The organism is Nostoc sp., from assembly GCF_036916655.1.
GTDB lineage: Bacteria > Cyanobacteriota > Cyanobacteriia > Cyanobacteriales > Nostocaceae > Nostoc.
In genome coordinates, this window is sequence record NZ_JBALFY010000064.1 from 105,365 (window position 1) to 125,207 (window position 19,843).

Below are 19,843 nucleotides of genomic sequence, written 5' to 3' on the forward strand. Positions count from 1 at the left end.
ATTATTTTATGTTTAAAAAAACTCTGCATAACTCGAAAACCCTGATTTTCTCTTCTCCATTTTCGACATAAGCTTAAAAAATAAATTTGGTTATTATATGAAAATACAGTTCATATAAACATAAAACAATTTTATAGACGGCGATTTATCGCGTCTTTAATACCCAAAATTGTTGCCAGTAGCCCTTAAATATCCGTATTTTATTATATTACTAATAATCAAAATTAATTAAACAGCTAATTATTGAAAAATTTGCTAATTTCCCACTCACTCCGTAAAATGCTATAAATATAATCATCCCATAGTTTACCGTCTAACTCATGATGTTCTCTTAAAATTCCATCTCTATGAAAACCGAGCTTTTCAAGTAGTTTAACTGAGCCAATATTGAAAGCAGCAGTCTGACAATATAATTTGTTGAGTTCTGTTGTTGTCAACAGGTAATCGATAGCAGTAATCAACATTTTTGTTCCCAAACCCTGGTTTCGCAATTTTGGGTTGATGGTATATCCAAATTCTGCCGAACGATTTCGTGGGTTAATATCAAAATATCTGAATCTTCCTACAGGTTCTTCTAATCCATCAATAAGGAAAGCAAAAATTATTGTTTTATCACTTATAGTAATTCTTTGACCATCAATAATAGGACGACATGTTTTTGTTTCTATCCGATCAAATTTACCCCAGTCCTTGAAGGATCTCTGGTGTTGAGCAGTTGCACGTTCAAGCCACATAATTAATTCACCTACGTCAACTAGCAGAAAATCAAGCTTTTTTAGATGTTCGCCAGAAGGATTAAAATAATTCATAATTCGTAATTACTTCAAAGAAATAAATTATCCATGTGGGGTGGGCATCTTGCCCGCCATACAGACTGGGCGGGCAAGATGCCCACCCCACAAGAGTTAACTAGATATTTTTTATTTGGAATTTCCTTAGTACGATTCCTATCTAAGACAATGTTACTGAATGTCTTTCTAATAGTAACTCCTCTGTTTGTACCTGTTCAAAAGTATTCTTGACAACCTCTGTAATTTCTATACGATTCCCACCAGGATCGCGGAGGAAAAATCGCACGTATCCGGGAAGTGGTCGCTGATCGGGAATAATTTCTACCCCATGTCTTTTTAGGTGTTCTTCAAAAGCTTTCAAGTTATCGACTTGAAAACAATAATGTCGTCTAGATGTTTGGTTATTAGCGTTTTTCTCTGTACTAATGTGCAGTTCAATATCTCCTAATTTATACCATGCTCCTGAATCGTTTTTAATTACTTCAGGTCTGGGAATTTCAGTCAATCCCAAAATTTTGCTGTAGAAAAACAGCATTGCATCCTCCACCTCAAGCGGATAAGTTACCTGAATGTGATGAACTGCATCAAGTTTCATAAATTTTTCTCCGAGTTTGGGTTAAATTTGGCAACGCTACAATCACTTTTTGTAGTATTACTGGCGTATTTCTCAAGTTTTTCTGTTCCAACTCACAAAAAGCTTATGTGACAAGCTTTCCCATGTTGATGCGTTCTTCGACGAGATAGCCAAGTTTTCTATAAAACTCAACGACTTCTGCATTGGAGACACGAACTTGGAGATTGATTTTGAGGCATCCCATCGCTATCAATCCCCTCTCTGCGTGCTGCACTAGCTTGCTACCAATACCCTGCCGTTGATACTGAGGGCTGACCGCAACTGTGTATAGCCAACCGCGATGCCCGTCATATCCCGCCATGATTGTACCTACAATTAGAGAGCTAATCTCAGCAACGAAAAACAACTCAGGCTGTACAGCAAGCTTCTGACTGATTACCAATTTTGGGCTGCTGTGCGACGGGTTATTAGGAAACACCTCATCCCATAGCGCACTGACTGATTCAGCATCAGATTCTTGGTACGGTCTTATATTCATCTACATCTCAATCAAATGACTTGCCTTTGCACATTGTTTGTGAAATACTACTCTTGAAACTACGGTAAATCGGTATTGTTTAGGTAGTATTGTACAAAACTTACCATAAAACATTTCGTCCTGAAAGCAACTACAGGCTAATCCCTAAGAAAGATGACAAACACAGAAATTCGCACCACCCAAGTTAAAGTCCCTAACGGAGATTTGCAGATTGATGCTTACTTAGCTGAACCAGTCCAAAAGGGAACCTTTCCTGCTGTGATTGTGATTCAGGAAATTTTTGGGGTGAATATTCACATTCGGGAAGTTGCTGAGAAATTTGCTAAAGACGGGTATGTAGCGATCGCACCGACTTTATTTCAACGCACCGCCCCCGGTTTCGAGGGTGGATATACCCCTGAGGATGTCCAGCAAGGCAGAGGTTATAAGGAGCAAACAACAGCAGAGGAAATATTGAGCGATATTAAAGCTGCGATCGCTTATTTGAAAACTCTACCAAATGTCCAAGGAGACGCGATCGGCTCCATTGGTTTCTGCTTTGGCGGCCACGTCGTTTATCTCGCTGCTACTTTACCAGATATCAAAGTTACAGCCTCTTTCTACGGTGGTGGTATTCCCAACTCAACTCCCGGCGGTGGCGAACCAACCATCACCCGCACTGCCGATATTAAAGGCCCTATTTACGCCTTCTTTGGTCTTGACGATCAGGGAATCCCCTTGGAACAAACAGAACAGATTGAGGCTGAATTGAAGAAAAATCAGATTACTCATGCTATCTTCCGTTATCCCGGTGCAGGACATGGCTTTTTCTGCAACCATCGCGCCAGCTACAATGCCGAAGCTGCTGCTGATGCTTGGAAAAACGTTCAAGAATTGTTTCAAAAAAACCTTCAGCTTCAAAAAGTGTCAACTTAACCCGAAACGGGCGGTTAGAAACCGCGTCTACACAAACAAAAGCTACCGATCCTGGGTTTCAAATCCTTAATTTGACATTAGTCCATTCGCTAGAGGCGCACATGTGTGCGCCTCTACGATTGAAAATCGGCAAGTATTAGGGGAATTCCAAGAAATAAATTATCCAATATTGTGGGGTGGGCGTCTCGCCCGCCCAGTCCGTATGGCGGGCGAGACGCCCACCCCACAAGAGTTGATTGAATATTTTTTTATTTGGAAGTCCCTAAGCAAATAATCAAGACCAAATAATAACAAAGTATCACATCCATGATTCTCGCCTTCAAACAGCCACAAGTTAAGATTTTTCAACGTTTTTCACTATTCCTATTACCTGGGTTATTAACAATCTCAACAACCTTAATCAGTTGCTCAGTGCAAACCCCAAATTCAGAAAATCAAACAACTGAGTTGAAAACCAAAGTTGTACGAATGGGATATCAAAGCTCTGGGGATCTCGTCAGGCTGAAAGGATTAATTGAAAAACGTCTAAAGCCTTTAGGTGTTTCTGTAGAATGGGCACAATTTGCCGCCGGGCCACAACTAATGGAAGCGATGAATGTTGGTAGGGTTGATATTGGTTCTGTCGGCGAAACTCCCCCAATATTTGCCCAAGCTGCTGGTACATCTTTAGTCTATGTTGCTAGTAATAAACCCAGCACTGGTAAAGGAAGCGGAATTATCGTCCAAAATAATTCACCAATTCGCACTTTAGCCGACCTCAAAGGCAAAAAAGTAGTTTTTCAAAAGGGTTCGGCTTCACATTACTTATTAATAAAAGCTTTAGAAGAGGCTAACTTGAAATATAGTGATATTCAAGCTCTTAGCCTACCTCCTTCAGAAGCTCGTGATGCTTTTATTCAAGGAAAAATTGATGCTTGGGTAACTTGGGACCCTTATTTAGCTGTAGCCCAAAAGAAGGCCAATGCTCGTGTTTTGCGAGATGCTAGTGGTATTGCTACTCAGGGCGGATATTATATGGCGGCGCGAAAGTTTGCTACAGAAAATCCGAAATTAGTGCGATTAGTTCTTGAGGAAATCGATAACACAGGTAAATGGGGTGAGCAAAATCGATCGGAAGTTGTAAAACTGACTATTCCTCATCTCAAAATTGATGAAGATATTTTAACAACAGTGGTTGAAAGGCGGACTTATGGGTTAAGACCAATTACCCCAGAAATCATGGAAAATCAACAGAAGATTGCAGATTTGTTTGCCAAAGAAAAAGTGATTCCTAAACCTATTAGTATCAAGGAAGCGATGCTGACTACTGAACAATATGCAGCCATCACACCAGAAACCATCAGTCAGAAATAGGGACAGGAGGTAGGAACATGGAAGTTTTTTGGTATTTGCCGACACAGGGAGATGAGCGTTATTTAGGTACTACAATTGGCAGACGAGCAGCCACTTATCCCTATATGCAGCAAATCGCTCAAGCTGTTGATAAATTGGGCTATGGTGGAATGTTGATTGGTACTGGACAAAAACAGGATACTTGGATTGTAGCGACTTCCTTAATTTCAGTTACAGAACGCTTGCGGTTTCTTGTTGCTTTTCGTCCGGCAATTATGTCGCCTTCTTTGGCAGTGAGGATGGCTGCTACTTTTGACCAGATTTCTAACGGTCGAATTATTCTGAATGTGGTGACGGGTGGCGACACCAAAGAACTTGCTAAAGATGGAATTTTCTTAGATCACGATCAGCGTTATGAACTCACAGATGAGTTTTTGATAATTTGGCGATCGCTCATGCAAGGTGAAGAAGTAACCTTTAATGGTCGTCATCTCAAAGTTAAAGGCGCAAAACTCCAATTTCCTCCCGTACAAAAGCCTTATCCCACCTTATATTTTGGTGGTTCTTCAGATGCGGCGCTCCAAGTTGCAGCCAAGCACATTGATGTGTATTTAACTTGGGGTGAACCACCAGATCAAGTTGCTCAAAAAATAGCCAAGGTACGCCAATTAGCAGCAGAACAAGGTAGAACGGTACGTTTTGGGATTCGGATGCACGTTATAGTCCGCGAAACTACGCAACAAGCTTGGGATGCAGCCAATGAACTGATTCAGTATGTTGATGATGAAACCATCGCTGCTGCACATCAGCAGTTTGCTAAATCGGAATCAGAAGGACAACGCCGCATGGCTCAACTGCATAAAGGCGATCGCCAAAACTTAGAAATTAGCCCCAACTTATGGGCAGGTGTGGGCTTAGTGCGTGGAGGTGCTGGCACTACCTTAGTCGGAGATCCAGACACAGTTGCAGCACGAATGCTGGAATATGCCGATTTAGGAATTGATACCTTTGTTTTCTCAGGGTATCCCCATCTCGAAGAAGCCTATCGAGTTGCAGAATTACTGTTTCCCAGGTTGCCGTTACAAACACCGGCGATCGCATTACCGCAACAAGTTGCAAGTACATTCAGTGAATTTGTTACCAAAACAGATTTACTCAAACCCCAGCCAGTGTAAGCAATTCAAAAGTACAACATTGCATAAATTCGGCAAAACTTTGCGTGCCTTTGCGTTTAAAAACACTTCTTACCAAACAGAAAAAAGCATGAGTACAAAAAAACCTCAACTTAGACTAGGTGCATTCTTGCCCAGCACTGGCCATCACGTAGCATCATGGCGACACCCCGAAGCGCAGGCTGACGCTGGTTTGAACTTTCAACATTATAAAGAGCTGGCACAAACGGCAGAACGCGGCAAATTTGACATGATCTTCTTTGCAGACGGCGTGGCCGTGCGCGATCGCAATCAAAGCGCCGACGTTTTGAGCCGTAACGGTAAACTCGTCCACTTTGAACCTCTCACTCTGCTGTCGGCTTTATCTGTAGTCACAGAAAACATTGGTTTGACGGCGACAGTATCCACCACTTACAACGAGCCTTATCACCTCGCCCGCAAGTTTGCATCACTAGATTATCTCAGCGGCGGTCGTGCCGGTTGGAATCTCGTGACTTCCGCGACTGAAGCTGAAGCGCTGAACTTCAATCGGGAAAACCACATGGAGCATACCCTACGTTATGAGCGTGCCAAAGAGTTTGTAGATGTTGTCACCAAACTCTGGGATAGTTGGGAGGATGATGCCTTCCTACATGATAAAGAGTCGGGTATTTACTTCGATCCAAATAAACTGCACGTTCCCAACCACAAAGGCGAACATTTTTCAGTGCGCGGCCCGCTAAATGTGGCGCGTCCCATCCAGGGTTATCCGGTGATTATTCAAGCTGGGTCTTCCGAGGATGGTAAGGATCTGGCTGCACAAACGGCGGAGGTAATTTTTACTGCCCAGCAGACTTTGGCAGAAGCTCAGGCTTTTTATCAAGATGTGAAGGGGAGACTGGCTCAATACGGACGCTTACCTGACCATCTCAAGATCATGCCTGGTGTATTTCCAGTCATCGGCAAAACTGAGCAAGAAGCCAAGGACAGATTCGATCAGATTCAAGAGTTGATCGATCCGGTGGTCGGCTTAAATTTGCTTGGCTCAATGATTGGTGGATTTGACTTATCCGGCTATCCGTTGGATGGGCCATTGCCAGATTTACCAGAGACTAATGGCGGTAAAAGCCGTCAGCAACTTTTGACTGACCTGGCTCGTAGAGAGAATTTAACGATTCGACAACTGTATTTATGGATTGCTGGAGCGCGTGGGCATCGTCAGATTCTAGGCACACCAGAACAAATTGCCGATCAATTAGAAGATTGGTTTGTCAATGGCGGGGCTGATGGCTTTAATATTATGCCGCCTTGGTTGCCAGGAGGATTGGATGAGTTTGTCGATTTGGTAATTCCTGAATTGCAACGTCGCGGTTTGTTCCGTACAGAGTATGAAGCACGAACCCTACGCGAGAATCTTGGTTTACCTCGTCCGGTAAATCAGTTTAGCAAAGTTGCGGCTGTCGCTGAAGCTGCGATCGCTTAACTTTATTGAACCTACGTTAGTTCAAACAGACAAAAATCATCTGCAATTGGAATCCAAATCTCTTTGCCAGTATAAAAGGAGTTAAAAAGATACGTCTTTTTTTAACTCCGTTTCCCTATTGGATTTCAGATTTTCTAGCTGAAAATTCTCAAAATATTTCAAAATTTCCGCGACTTTTTTACATAGAGAACTCCATAGAATGATTGATCCAATAGCTGTCATTGCGAGCGAAACGGAGTGTAGCAAAGCAATCCCAAGGTTTTGCGGTTGCTTCATTTCGCTTCGCTCCATACCCTTCAGGAATGCCAGGGGCGAACGCAATGACAATTGGGCATTTCTTTTTGTGGAGGTCTCTTACATACCCTAAACTCCCTTTTAAAAGCTGTAATTAACACATCAAATTACCGTGTAATAGCTTGACAATCAAGAGAGAATAAAAACATCCTACTTTTCCCACCTTTCTTACTTTGCATAATTTTTTCATCGTATTGTTGCAATATTCAATATCGCCATTATCAAAGTTAAGGCTTGATTTCTGGTGGGGTTATCGCAGCATATTCTTCAGGCGTCAGAGTCACATCTTTAACATTAATCTTCTTGCTAATGAATTTTTGCTTATAGAACAAGTCAGATATTTCTTGCTGTCCTGCTATGACCTTATCAGTAATCGGCCTCAAGCCAAAACGCCGCCGTTTGACCATTGTTTCCAACGTTGGTAAATCAAGTTTGGCATCACGCCCGATAATTTGGGCTACTTCTCGTGGATTTGCTTCAGACCATTTGCCTAATTTGTAGACTTCTTCAAGGACAATTTTTACTAGTTCAGGGTTTTCTTTAACAAAACTACGTGCAGCTAACCAGTAGCCTCCTTGGGTTGAAAGCCCTTTAGCATTGCGGAGAATCCGAACTTTTTCTGTTCTTTGAAATATAGCCAGGTGGGGATCTCCTAATACAGCTGCATCAATACTCTTACGCAATAATGCTGCACGAGTTTCTGGTGCTATGAGATTGAGATGTTTAACATCTTTTAGTTCTAGTCCTCCTTCCTGCAAAGCTTTAACCACAAAGTACTGACTAGCAGTAGCTCTTTGAAAGGCGATTTGCTTACCTTTTAAATCAGCTATAGTCTTGATCGGAGAGTCTTCTGGGACTACGATCGCAGAACCCTCACCAGTACCCGGTATAGTATTAGCAAGCAAAACAAAAGGAATACCACTTGCTTGAGCAAAAATAGGTGGAGTTTCACCAACAGCACCAATATCCAAACTGCCCACATTCACTGCTTCTAAAAGCTGTGGCCCGGCGGTAAATTGCGCCCACTGTACCTTAATACCCAATGGATTCAAGCATTTCTCTAAAACTTGTCTCGATCTAGTTATATCCGCAGCAGTAAAATAACCTATTCGTAACACCTTCGTTTTAATACCATTAGAAGCGGCGACGGCGGCTTTCTCTGGTGTATTCGGTGTCTTACAACTAACTAGAGTCGTCGATAGGGTAAAAACTCCAGCCATTAATAATATTAGAAAGTTATGTTTTTTAGCTACCATAATGTGATAAAAATTTTCTGATGTTTAAGGTTTACTGTAAATGCTTAAGGCTTAACTTCCGAAGGGTTGAAAGCAGCACAATATGTGCCCTTTGCACTACTGACAATTGGTTAAAAACTGAAATGAAACTTTTAGCTGATAAATTTAATTAAGCAGCTTTGAAAACAGTGCATAATCTCGACCAGATTTTAATCTACGGTAAACCAATCAAGTTACAGTATTTTATGATTGCACGGATATTATCATAGACTTCTGGAAGAATCAAGCAGCAAATACAGGCGGACTTGACAGGATAAATGTCAATACGGTTCGGTTAAGTAAGATTTCTTGACGAAAATTATAGAGCGCAAAGATCCGATAAATCGCCGTCAAGGGACTGACAAATAAAAAAATATCCAATTACTCCTGTGGGGCAAGCAAGATACCCACCCCACAATATTGGAATATTGGATAATTTATTATCTTGGAGTTCCCCAAGACGAAAGACTGATTATTGTAAAGACGGCGATTCATCGCGTCTCTTGCCTTAAGTGAACAGTTCTTAAGTAATTATTTACACCAACCTATTTATCCTTGTTGTGTAGTTAAAAGGCAACAGCTTGGGCTGTACCAGTCAAATGAATTATGGTATAGGTTTGCGTTTGCCCCTGGTTAAATTTAGCGATCGCAGAAAAGCGGTTTGTTGTTGTGATTCCCTTAGTTTCAACTGTGGCTGATTGGCTGTTTCTAAGGTTTACACGGGGTACGATCAAAGTAAACAAAGTATTGCCAGTATCTACTGTCTGACGGATAGTTACGGTTACTAGTGTACCAATTTCTGTTTCTACAGTACGGATCTGCTCATTACCTGTAAAGTTTAATGCCTGTTGCTTATCTTTATAGGTAAAAAGGGGCTTGCCAGTAAAGCTTGTGGTTGAGTAAGTAACACTGACATTTTTCCCTTGGAACTGGTACAAGTCTGGTACTGCTTCTGAAGCTTTAGCTGATAATACAGGTATTGCTGTTAACAGCATACCTAATGTAAACGAGCCAATTAAGTTTCTTGTTTGCATATCTCAAAAAGTTATTGCTAGTTTGACAGAAATACCTGCCCTAATGGCGTGACAACAGGTATCAAACTAATGTTATAAGGGAATATTCGGAAAATCGTGTCAAATGGAATACATTGTAAAAGTTGTTAATATACTTGCAATAATTCTGAGAGTTTGTAGAAATTTTATCTGCCAATCTCATTACTATCAGTAAATTTGACGATCTAAATCCAGCTACCATCTCAATTAACTAGACAATTTGCTCAACAACTTGTTCAAGTTAGGCAAACTTCCGCCACAGTCTACGAGTAACTTGAGTTAGATTTAGATGTTGAAATACCCTTTGGGGTTTTATTTAAAAATTGGAAATTTTGCATTGCTTATGAAACGGCGCTCATACATGCTTATAGGATTTTTTCTCAGCCTTCTCTTAACTATCGTGCCTTTTTCGGGCAATTTTACTAATGCTGCAACACCAACAGCAGTCACACCTGTATCTGCTCTCTCATTCACCCAAGGGGTACAAAAAACCTTATTGGACAATGGCTTAACAGTATTAACAAAGGAAGTTCATACTGCTCCAGTAGTGAGTGTGCAAGTTTGGTATAAAGTTGGTTCACGCAACGAGGTTAAGGGAGAGAATGGCATTTCTCACCAGCTAGAACATTTGATGTTCAAAGGTACAACTGACCGTCCAGTACAGTTTGGACGGTTGTTTAGTGCTTTGGGTAGCCAGTTCAATGCTTTTACTAGTTACGACGAAACAGTTTACTTTGGCACAGTGCAACGAGATAAATTGGAAGCACTGCTGACACTGGAAGCCGATCGTATGGAAAACTCCTTAGTTGGGACTGAACAACTCACCAGTGAAAAGCGGGTGGTGATTTCCGAGTTACAGGGGTACGAAAATTCACCAGGCTATCGTCTAGATCGGGCAGTGATGCGAGCTGCTTTCCCTAATCGAGCCTACGGCTTATCGGTAGGAGGCACAAAAGCTGATGTCGAGAAATTCACGGTGGAACAGGTGCGGAATTATTACCAAACCTACTACAGCCCAGAAAATGCCACTTTAGTGATTACTGGGGATTTTGCCACAGAACCCGCACTCAAAGTTGTAAAAGAAACTTTTGGGAAGTTATCGCAACGAGCAAAAAAGGACACAGTACTTGATAATGCCTCGGCATCTTCTGCCCTCGCCAACGCTTCTCCATCCCCCTCTGTTGCTAAAAAAGCACCGATTGTCCTCAAGCAACCTGGAAGTGCTGCACTATTGCAAGCAGTGTATCCTCTGCCAGATATTAAACATCCTGATGTGCCAGCAATTGATGTGATGGATGCTATTCTCACAGGTGGGCGTAGTTCTCGGCTTTATCAGGCTTTGGTGGAATCTGGACTTGCCAGTTCAGTGAGTGGTGGTGCTGCCGAACTCATCGAACCAGGTTGGTATCAAATTGATGCTACGGCGGCTCCAGGTCAAGAGTTGGGGAAAATTGCCCAGGTACTCCAGGAATCTTTAGCAAAATTGCAACAGCAGCCTGTCACCTCAGAAGAGTTGAACCGAGCAAAGACACAGCTGCAAGCCTCATATATTTTGGGGAACCAAGATATTACTAGTCAAGCTAATCAACTGGGGTACAACCAAACGATCGCAGGGGATTATCGTTTTATTGAAAAATATCTGGCTGCGATCGCCAAAGTTACTCCGGCTCAAGTCCAGCAAGCAGCGAAAACTTACCTCAATCCGGCACAACAAACCATTGGCTTCTTTGAGCCGACTCAACCAGATGGGAAGCCAGGAACTTCTAGCGCTGGTTCTAGTCGCACAGTGGAGAATTTTAGCCCTGGTAAGCCTGTAGATCCGGCAGAACTGGCGAAATATTTGCCACCTACGACATCAGCTACAGATTCAGCCAAACAATCACTACCAGAAGAGTTTACTTTAAATAATGGTTTAAAGGTTTTGCTCTTGCGCGATCGCAACCTTCCCACCATTAACCTGAGTGGACAAATTAATGCTGGTACTGAATTTGACGGCAATCAAAAAGCTGGATTAGCGAATCTAACTGCAAGCAACTTAATGAATGGGACGCAGACTAAAAATGCTCTGACCCTAGCAAAAACTTTAGAAGACCTGGGAGCCGGTTTGAGCTTCAGTGCTAGTCGTGAGGGAACTAGCGTTAGTGGTGAGGGACTTTCAGCAAATCTGCCAATATTGATTCAAACTCTGGCAGATGTGTTAGAAAACGCCACTTTTCCCGCCGATCAGTTAGAACTAAGTCGCCAAAGAGCGTTAACAAGTCTAAAAGTCCAGCTAGATGACCCTAGAGGACTGGGAAGACAAGTATTCCAGCAGGCAATTTACCCTGCAAACCATCCGTTCCACAGCTTCCCGACAGCCGAGAGTTTAAAGAGCATTACTCGTGATGATTTGCTTGGCTTCTACCAGACACACTACCGACCAGATACCACAACGATCGCAATAGTTGGAGACTTTGAGACAGCTAAGGTAAAAGCTTTGCTAAATCAAGTGTTTGGTAAATGGCAAGCCAAAGGTAAGCCACCTGTTCTCAAAATACAGTCCGTACCATTCCCGCAAACTTTAACACGCCTAAACAAAGTAATTCCCGGTAAATCTGAGGCTGTTACTTACATCGGCTACAGTGGTATCTCTCGGAAAGATCCACGTTATTATGCGGCGCTGGTACTAAATCAAATTTTGGGTGGTGATACCTTATCGAGCCGCCTGGGTACGGAAGTGCGCGATCGCCAAGGTTTAACTTACGGTATATACAGTGGTTTTGCCGCCGGCATCAATCCCGGCCCATTCTTGATTCAAATGCAAACTGCTCCTGGAGATGCCCAAAAAGCGATCGCCAGTACTCTCGCTTTGCTCAAGCAATTGCGCGAACAAGGAGTAACTGAAGCTGAATTCAACACCGCAAAACGTTCAATTACTAATAGCTACCCCGTAGATTTAGCTAATCCTAGTGATGTATCAAGTATCATTTTGGATAATGCTGTCTTGGGGCTTTCAAGATCGGAAATCCGAGAGTTTCCCGATCGGATTCAAGCAGTGACTATGGCTGACATCCAAAAGGCAATTGAAGATTTGATTAAGCCAGAAAATCTAGTAATTGTCACCACTGGCCCTGGAGATGCTGTAACCAAAGGCGGCTAATTACCTCAGACATCCTCACCGCCGTAAACGCACGGTGATTCTGGAGTAATGAGTAATGAGTAATGAGTAATAAGTAATGAGTAAATACCCATTTTTCATCCACTCATTACTTTAAAGCCGTGCTGGAAACAGGGGGTTTTTAACCCATTTTTCTGATAAATAGGAATGCGATTTGATTTGTAAAAATTGCAATAATTAAGATCCCCGACTTCTTTAAGAAGTCGGGGATCTCATTGTTCACAAATGATTTAGAATTGCAGGTTTAAATTGAATAAGACACTGGGAATGATTTTGCATCCTTTGGCTTCACATACACTCGCTGTTTCGCTTCTAACTCTAGGTCATTAAAGCGATCGCGTGTTAAATGCGCCATCACTACTTGTCCATCATCGAAAGTTAATTCCACCTGAATTTCCCAACCTAAATGTACCAATCGGCTCACTGTGGCAGGTGTAGTAGCACCGTTAGCAACCTTTTCAAAAATCACATCTTGTGGACGTAAAAATACTTGTGGGTGTGGCGCATCAAAGCCGCTACTTTTAAAAATCTTCGAGGTACTAGGTAATATGTTTACTGGGCCGATGAAGCTCATTACAAATGCAGTGGCGGGATTATCGTAAATTTCAGATGGCGTCCCTATTTGTTCCACACGCCCTTTATTCATCACCACAACCTCGTCGGAGACTTCCATTGCTTCCTCTTGGTCGTGGGTGACGAAAACTGTGGTAACATGAACTTCATCATGGAGGCGGCGTAACCATGCTCGTAAGTCTTTACGGACTTTTGCATCAAGTGCGCCAAAGGGTTCATCTAGCAATAAAACTTCCGGTTCTACTGCCAGTGCCCTAGCTAATGCTACCCGTTGTCTTTGACCGCCAGAAAGTTGTGATGGATAGCGATCGCCTAATCCAGTCAATTGCACCAATTCGAGTAACTGTTCTACCCGCCCCTTAATCTTCTTTGGCTGTGCCTTCCGAATTTCTAAGCCAAAGGCAATATTTTGCTTGACAGTCAGATGCTTGAATAGGGCATAGTGCTGAAACACAAACCCAATATTTCGCTCTTGCACGCTTTGGTATGTAGCGTCTTTACCGGTCAGCAGGATTTTGCCGCTATCTGGCATTTCTAAACCTGAAATTAATCGTAATAGCGTAGATTTACCTGATCCCGATGGCCCGAGTAACGCAACTAGCGAACCACTCTTAATTTCCAGGCTGACCTCATCAACTGCCTTGAAACTCCCGAATTGTTTGGAGACGTTCTCAACTACTATGCCCACTGCCGCTGTACCTCTGCAACTAAATCTACAGCTCCTTGGTAGGATTACTGTGCCTTACATATACCATACATAATTATTTATAGATGAACAAGATTTAGCTACCGCAGCTACCGCAATCAAGGAAGCTACAATCAGCACCACTGCAATCTACAGAACTACAATCAGCAGCACCACAATCTAAGGAACCACAATCAGGAATCACGGTAGCCATTTCAGCACAATTGCAACCCAAATCGGCACAATCAAAACAGTTGGTATTGTCGCTACTAATAAATGAAGATTTTTGAGTAACTTTACCAGATACTTGTTGTTGCGGCGTGTCTGCTTCCTCCTCTGGGGATTCTTCTGAGTTATCGGTTTGCGTAGACGCGTAGTGGTGAGGGAGTCGCAGTCTTGGCGGTTCCCGTCGATTGCGAACTCCCGAACCCGTTGGCGCAGCCTCTTGTAGAGAAGGGCTTGCCGCAAGGCATCGCAAAATTTGGTTGGCTTGCTTGCAAGCTTGAAATCGTTCGCGGGAACTGATAAAAGCTGCTTTTAACCCTTCCTTAGCAACTACCCGCTTGATGTATTGAGAGCATGATTCGCCCCCATATAGTATTCTGTGGGCACAAGCAAAACCTTTGTGTGGGGAAATGTGCTTTTGATATCCAGTAATTGCGGCAGTACCAACTTGTCTAGTAAAAGAATCGAATAAGGAAATCTGCATATTGGGGATTGGGGACTGGTGATTAGGTAGGCGATATTAATATTCTTCATTCTTCCCAATACCTAATACTCAATATCTAAATCCTCAGTCCCAAATCCTAAATCCTAAATCCTAAATCCCAAATCCCCAGTCCCCAGTCCCAAATCCCAAATCCAATTCGTATCGAAACATTAAGGAATATTGCATTTGTGCAGAAACCTGGAGGAAAAGCACCAAATCACTAGAAAGACCGTGGTAGTATGCTCTCGGTAAATGTGAAGATTGGGAGAAAGACCTTTGACACTACGGGTTGCTGTTATTGGGTCAGGCCCAGCTGGTTCATCTGCCGCTGAAACACTGGCTGCCTCTGGGATTGAAACCTACCTGTTTGAGCGGAAGCTAGACAATGCAAAGCCTTGTGGGGGTGCAATTCCCCTGTGTATGGTGAGTGAATTTGACTTACCACCAGAGATTATCGATCGCCGGGTACGGAAGATGAAAATGATTTCGCCTTCCAACCGCGAGGTCGATATCAATCTGATAAATGAAGATGAATATATAGGAATGTGCCGCCGGGAAGTGCTAGATGGCTTTTTGCGCGATCGCGCGGCCAAACTAGGCGCAAATTTAATTAATGCGACTGTTCATAAACTCGATATACCAGGAAACAATACTGACCCCTATACCATCCATTACATTGACCATACAGAAGGCATATCACAGGGGATTGCTAAAACCCTGAAGGTGGATTTAGTAATTGGGGCAGACGGGGCTAATTCTCGCGTCGCTAAAGAAATGGACGCTGGGGATTACAATTATGCGATCGCCTTCCAAGAGCGAATTCGCTTACCTGAAGACAAAATGGCCTACTATAACGACCTCGCCGAAATGTATGTCGGTGATGACGTTTCGACCGATTTCTACGCTTGGGTTTTCCCCAAATATGACCACGTAGCTGTCGGTACTGGCACAATGCACATCAATAAAGCCAGCATCAAACAGTTACAAGCTGGTATCCGCGCCCGTGCTTCCGAGAAGCTAGCTGGCGGTAAAATCATCAAAGTCGAAGCCCACCCCATTCCCGAACATCCCCGTCCCCGTCGTGTTGTCGGTCGCATTGCACTGGTGGGAGATGCTGCTGGTTATGTTACCAAGTCCTCTGGTGAAGGTATTTATTTTGCCGCTAAATCTGGGCGGATGTGTGCCGAAACCATTGTAGAAGCATCTAACAGTGGTAGCCGGATTCCTACAGAAGGCGACCTTAAGGTTTACCTAAAGCGTTGGGATAAAAGATACGGACTCACCTACAAGGTGTTGGACATTCTGCAAAGCGTGTTCTATCGTTCCGATGCCACCCGCGAGGCGTTTGTGGAAATGTGCGATGACCTCGATGTACAAAGGCTAACATTCGATAGCTATCTGTATAAAACGGTTGTCCCAGCTAATCCCATCACCCAACTAAAAATTACTGCCAAAACTATTGGTAGTCTAATTCGGGGTAATGCCCTTGCACCTTAATTGAGTATGGAATCTTGTAAATTGCAACAATTGACACTGCCTAGTTCAATACTGTTCGGTTAATACAAGAGACGCGATGAATCGCCGTCTCTACAATAATTACTCTTTTGTAGAGACGGCGATTTATCACGTCTTTGTGATGAAACAATAAATAAGTACTTCTACTTGTACTCCTGCAAAGCCCCTAATCTGCGAATTTCCGGCCAAATAGCGGCTGTAGCAATTACTACTAAAATTGTGCCAATTCCACCACCCACAACGGAAATCACCGGGCCAAATAAAGCCGCAGTTAAGCCTGACTCAAAGCCTCCCAATTCATTGGAGGCACTAATAAATACGCTATTAATCGCAGCAACCCGACCACGTAAATGATCTGGTGTTCTGATTTGAACTAATGTATGGCGAATTACAACGCTAATACTATCTAGTGCGCCACCAAGGATTAGCATCAACATAGACAACCAAAAGGAATGAGAAAGTCCAAAGATAATTGTGACAACTCCAAAGCCAACCACTGACCACAATAAAGCTGGGCCTGCTTTGCGTAATGGTGGTAAATACGCCAGAGTAATAGCCATAGTCAAAGCACCAATGGAATGGGCTGCTTGTAGATATCCCAACTCCATTGGCCCTACGTGTAAAATATCTTTAGCAAAGATGGGTAGCAAGGCGATCGCACCACCCAACAAGACAGCAAACATATCCAATGTAATCGCTGCTAAAATTAACTGATTCTGCCAAACAAATTTAGCACCAGCTGCAAGTGCTTGAAATGAGATTGGTTCCTTTGCACGGATCGCTTTTTGCTCTTTGATTGCTAGGGTTAAAACAAAACATAGGAACGCGGCGATCGCAGCTAGCACATATACACCTGTAGCACTGCCGAACAGCGCAATCCCGAATCCCCCTAAGGCTGGGCCGATGACTGCGGCTAACTGAAAGCTACTACTATTCCAGGTGGCTGCATTGGTAAACGCACTGACAGGTATCAACTGCCACATCAAAGCATCACTAGCAGGTCTGAGGAAAGCCCTAGCGACACCTGTTAATAGCAAACAAGCATAAGTTAGAAAAATTGCACCTTTTGTATAGGAAAGCACCGCCAAAGCCAGCGAGCAGAGAGCTAGCAACATCACCGACAGTAACATGATGAGTTTGCGATCGCGGCGATCGGCCACATGGCCGACAACTAAGGTGAGAGCAATCATCGGCAAGACTTGCGCCAACCCGACACCACCTAAAGCGATCGCTGAGTTAGTTCGCTCATAGAGTTCCCAGCCGATGGCTACAGTTTGCATTTGCGATCCCACGAACAGCACCAGCCGTCCAATGGTAAATAGCCGATAGTCTCGAAACTTAAAGGCTGCAAAGGGATCGTGCTGTGCAACCTCAGAGTTATGGAGCTTTGAGTTCTGTTTTCTCGAAGACATTTTTTAGTAGAGTTAAGCCTTCTTCAATATTGGAAATTTGCTCTTCTGTCAGACCTTTTAACAAATCGGTAATATGAGCGCGCGTTTGGTCTTGAGATTGCTTCAAATGATGCTTTCCATCTTCAGTTAAACTAAGCAGCACCCGCCGCCGCTCTTGAGGATGATCGCAGCGTTTTACGAAGTCGCGTTGTACCAAGCGTTCTATGGTTGCTGATGCGGTAGCAGAAGTGACACCTAAATGCTCTGCCAGGTCAGATAAGGAAGCGCCAGGATTGCGGTTGATAAATGCTAGCGATCGCAACTGAGGTATAGATAAAAAAGCAGCGCTGTGGGCACGCATATCCGCTCGGATAAACCGCATCATTAATGGAACTGTTTCCATTACTCTAGCGGCACATTCTTCGGAAGTTGCACCTTGAGTAGGTTTATCCAAGGTCATGGGCTTGTTGTTCTCCTGATTACATCGCCACCACTGGATTGAGTCGTCTACCAATGATGGCTAAAATTATTAGTGTTAATAAGAGAATTGTACAATCCAGACCAAAGCGATAGCCGCTATTTCCATTGGGGATTACATTGCTACCCGTGGATAAAGTCGTCCACCGATAGTAGCTAAGATGACTAACGTTAGTAAAAGAATTGCCAAATCCCAACCAAAACCATAAACGCTGACTCCATCCACTAGCATGGCGCTACGTAAGGCATCAACCTGATAAGTTAAGGGATTCAAGTGGGAAATAAACTTTAACCAGTCGGGCATCATTGAAATCGGATAAATAGCGTTGCTGGCAAAAAATAACGGCATGGTTAACATTTGGCCAATTCCGGTCATCCGCTCTCTGGTTTTTGCCAAACAGCCAATAATTAAGGAAAAAAGACAAAAGCAAGCCGCCCCCAGCATCACTATCAATAGCACTTGCCCAAAAGCTAGAGGATGAAGATTTAGTTTTACACCTAAGATAAAAGACAACACATAAATTACTGCTACCTGTGATAAGCATCGGACTCCACACGCGAGAGCTTTCCCCAAGACCATTGCTACACGGGGGGTAGGACTAGCAAGGAATTTATGTACAATCCCTAAATCTCGCTCCCAAATTAGTGTCATTCCCCCGGTAAAAATGGCCACATACAACACGCTTTGAGCGAGAATACCAGCAGCCATGAAGTCTAAATATGGTAAGTTCCCGGTGGGAATTTCCCGAATTTTGGAGAACACTTGCCCAAAAATCAGCAACCATAATGACGGTTGTACCGATCTGACTACTAAATCAGTGGGATCGTGGCGGAGTTTACGCACTTCCAATTCTGCGATCGCCAGGGTTTTTGTAACTAGCTCTTTAATTGCAGAGATCGCATTAGCTCGGTGAGTGGGTGGTGATTTAACCCAACCGTTGAGCAGTACGTCTGGTTCTTGCTGTGTCACGGTAGTTGACTCCTGATGTTAACTGGTCGCCTGTATAGTAAATAAAGACATCATCCAAAGTTGCGTTTGGTTTATCTAAAGAAGCTTTTAAGTCGCTTGGTGTACCTGTGATAACGACTTCACCTTGCTGCATAATTGCCACTCGGTTACACAAACTGTCTGCTTCTTCTAAAAAGTGGGTTGTTAAAAATATAGTTGTGCCGTAATCAACACAGAGTTGCTGTACAAGCTGCCATACTTGAGTTCGAGCAATGGGATCTAAGCCGACAGTCGGCTCATCAAGAAACAGAATTTGGGGTTGATGTAGAACTGAGACGGCGATTTCCAGCTTGCGGATCATCCCACCAGAGTAGTTTCGTACCAAGCGTTTCGCTGCATCTTGCAAACCCATGTATTCTAGAATTTCATAGATGCGGCGATCGCGTCCTTTGGCAGGTATGCCATACAGCTTGGCAAAAATTAACAGATTTTCGTAACCCGTGAGACTACCATCAGCAGAGAGCGCCTGGGGTACATAGCCGATAGCCCTTCTCACAGGATTAGATTGGCGAGTCACATCATAGCCAGCCAGAGTTGCTGTTCCGGCACTGGGAGGCAGTAAAGTTGTCAACATCTTAATAACTGTACTTTTCCCGGCTCCATTGGGGCCAAGCAGGCCAAATACTTCACCCTGTTCCACAGATATGCTGAGATTATTAACAGCCGTTAACTTACCAAAACGGCGCGTGAGTCCCTGAGTTTCCAAAATCAGCGGTTTTGGCTCGCTAGGAGGTTCTGACCGATTTATTTTTCCCGTCAGTATTGTCACAAGTTTGATGCACTTCCATTAATTAGTTAAGCTAACTATTAGCTTCTCAATATATTCGTCTGAAGTCAATAGACTTGTTACAAAAATCTGAATCAGAGTAAAAAGAAACTCAGTAGAGTGCCGGCGAGGTTATTGATGGGCAAAGCATCACTGA

17 protein-coding genes are annotated in these 19,843 nt (G+C 43.3%); 6 read left to right on the forward strand and 11 right to left on the reverse strand.

Annotated elements, in window-relative coordinates:
- Nucleotides 1-236: 236 nt before the first annotated feature.
- The 3 genes from V7L31_RS15895 to V7L31_RS15905 all read right to left on the reverse strand — a co-directional run bounded on the left by V7L31_RS15895 (nt 237) and on the right by V7L31_RS15905 (nt 1,903).
- Nucleotides 237-809 carry a GNAT family N-acetyltransferase gene (locus tag V7L31_RS15895; protein WP_334697118.1) on the reverse strand — a complete coding sequence of 191 codons (573 nt, stop codon included), beginning with the start codon at nt 807-809 and terminating at the stop codon, nt 237-239.
- A 142-nt stretch (nt 810-951) separates the two neighbouring features.
- Nucleotides 952-1,386: a VOC family protein gene (locus tag V7L31_RS15900; protein WP_334697119.1), complete on the reverse strand. Its 435-nt coding sequence runs from the start codon at nt 1,384-1,386 to the stop codon at nt 952-954.
- A 103-nt stretch (nt 1,387-1,489) separates the two neighbouring features.
- Complete coding sequence (locus V7L31_RS15905) at nt 1,490-1,903, reverse strand: GNAT family acetyltransferase (protein ID WP_334697120.1); 414 nt, start codon at nt 1,901-1,903, stop codon at nt 1,490-1,492.
- A 153-nt stretch (nt 1,904-2,056) separates the two neighbouring features.
- Between V7L31_RS15905 and V7L31_RS15910 the strand changes: the two genes are divergently transcribed.
- The 4 genes from V7L31_RS15910 to V7L31_RS15925 all read left to right on the forward strand — a co-directional run bounded on the left by V7L31_RS15910 (nt 2,057) and on the right by V7L31_RS15925 (nt 6,784).
- On the forward strand, nt 2,057-2,818 hold the full coding sequence (locus V7L31_RS15910; RefSeq protein WP_334697121.1) for a dienelactone hydrolase family protein: 762 nt from the start codon (nt 2,057-2,059) through the stop codon (nt 2,816-2,818).
- Between the two features lie 306 nt (nt 2,819-3,124).
- Nucleotides 3,125-4,171, forward strand: coding sequence for a sulfonate ABC transporter substrate-binding protein (locus V7L31_RS15915; protein WP_334697122.1), 1,047 nt, complete (start codon nt 3,125-3,127; stop codon nt 4,169-4,171).
- A 17-nt stretch (nt 4,172-4,188) separates the two neighbouring features.
- On the forward strand, nt 4,189-5,325 hold the full coding sequence (ssuD, locus tag V7L31_RS15920; protein WP_334697123.1) for an FMNH2-dependent alkanesulfonate monooxygenase: 1,137 nt from the start codon (nt 4,189-4,191) through the stop codon (nt 5,323-5,325).
- An 88-nt stretch (nt 5,326-5,413) separates the two neighbouring features.
- Complete coding sequence (locus V7L31_RS15925; RefSeq protein WP_334697124.1) at nt 5,414-6,784, forward strand: LLM class flavin-dependent oxidoreductase; 1,371 nt, start codon at nt 5,414-5,416, stop codon at nt 6,782-6,784.
- A 521-nt stretch (nt 6,785-7,305) separates the two neighbouring features.
- Here the strand turns inward: V7L31_RS15925 and V7L31_RS15930 are convergent.
- Together V7L31_RS15930 and V7L31_RS15935 are read right to left on the reverse strand one after the other, a co-directional pair.
- Entirely contained in the window at nt 7,306-8,334 is a 1,029-nt protein-coding gene (locus V7L31_RS15930; RefSeq protein ID WP_334697125.1) for an aliphatic sulfonate ABC transporter substrate-binding protein, read from the reverse strand.
- 584 nt (nt 8,335-8,918) lie between these two features.
- The gene (locus V7L31_RS15935) at nt 8,919-9,386 is read right to left on the reverse strand and encodes a hypothetical protein (protein ID WP_334697126.1); all 468 of its coding nucleotides are present in this window, start codon (nt 9,384-9,386) and stop codon (nt 8,919-8,921) included.
- A gap of 361 nt (nt 9,387-9,747) precedes the next feature.
- On the opposite strand from V7L31_RS15935, the gene V7L31_RS15940 reads away from it, so the two are divergent.
- Nucleotides 9,748-12,543, forward strand: coding sequence for a pitrilysin family protein (locus V7L31_RS15940; protein ID WP_334697127.1), 2,796 nt, complete (start codon nt 9,748-9,750; stop codon nt 12,541-12,543).
- A 262-nt stretch (nt 12,544-12,805) separates the two neighbouring features.
- Here the strand turns inward: V7L31_RS15940 and V7L31_RS15945 are convergent, their stop codons facing one another.
- On the reverse strand, nt 12,806-13,822 hold the full coding sequence (locus V7L31_RS15945; protein ID WP_334697128.1) for a sulfate/molybdate ABC transporter ATP-binding protein: 1,017 nt from the start codon (nt 13,820-13,822) through the stop codon (nt 12,806-12,808).
- Nucleotides 13,823-13,916: 94 nt separating this feature from the next.
- Complete coding sequence (yidD, locus tag V7L31_RS15950; RefSeq protein ID WP_334697129.1) at nt 13,917-14,528, reverse strand: membrane protein insertion efficiency factor YidD; 612 nt, start codon at nt 14,526-14,528, stop codon at nt 13,917-13,919.
- A 276-nt stretch (nt 14,529-14,804) separates the two neighbouring features.
- On the opposite strand from yidD, the gene chlP reads away from it, so the two are divergent.
- Nucleotides 14,805-16,025, forward strand: a complete 1,221-nt coding sequence (gene chlP / locus V7L31_RS15955) for a geranylgeranyl reductase (RefSeq protein ID WP_334697130.1) — start codon at nt 14,805-14,807, stop codon at nt 16,023-16,025.
- Between the two features lie 161 nt (nt 16,026-16,186).
- Here chlP and V7L31_RS15960 read toward each other — a convergent pair whose 3' ends face one another.
- The 4 genes from V7L31_RS15960 to V7L31_RS15975 form a co-directional block, all read right to left on the reverse strand.
- Nucleotides 16,187-17,455: an MFS transporter gene (locus V7L31_RS15960; protein ID WP_334697131.1), complete on the reverse strand. Its 1,269-nt coding sequence runs from the start codon at nt 17,453-17,455 to the stop codon at nt 16,187-16,189.
- Complete coding sequence (locus tag V7L31_RS15965) at nt 17,421-17,894, reverse strand: MarR family winged helix-turn-helix transcriptional regulator (protein WP_179066503.1); 474 nt, start codon at nt 17,892-17,894, stop codon at nt 17,421-17,423. The genes V7L31_RS15960 and V7L31_RS15965 overlap by 35 nt, the downstream gene beginning before the upstream one ends.
- Nucleotides 17,895-18,026: 132 nt before the next feature.
- Nucleotides 18,027-18,881, reverse strand: a complete 855-nt coding sequence (locus tag V7L31_RS15970) for an ABC transporter permease (protein WP_334697132.1) — start codon at nt 18,879-18,881, stop codon at nt 18,027-18,029.
- Nucleotides 18,838-19,689, reverse strand: coding sequence for an ABC transporter ATP-binding protein (locus V7L31_RS15975; RefSeq protein ID WP_334697133.1), 852 nt, complete (start codon nt 19,687-19,689; stop codon nt 18,838-18,840). The genes V7L31_RS15970 and V7L31_RS15975 overlap by 44 nt, the downstream gene beginning before the upstream one ends.
- Nucleotides 19,690-19,843 lie beyond the last annotated feature (154 nt).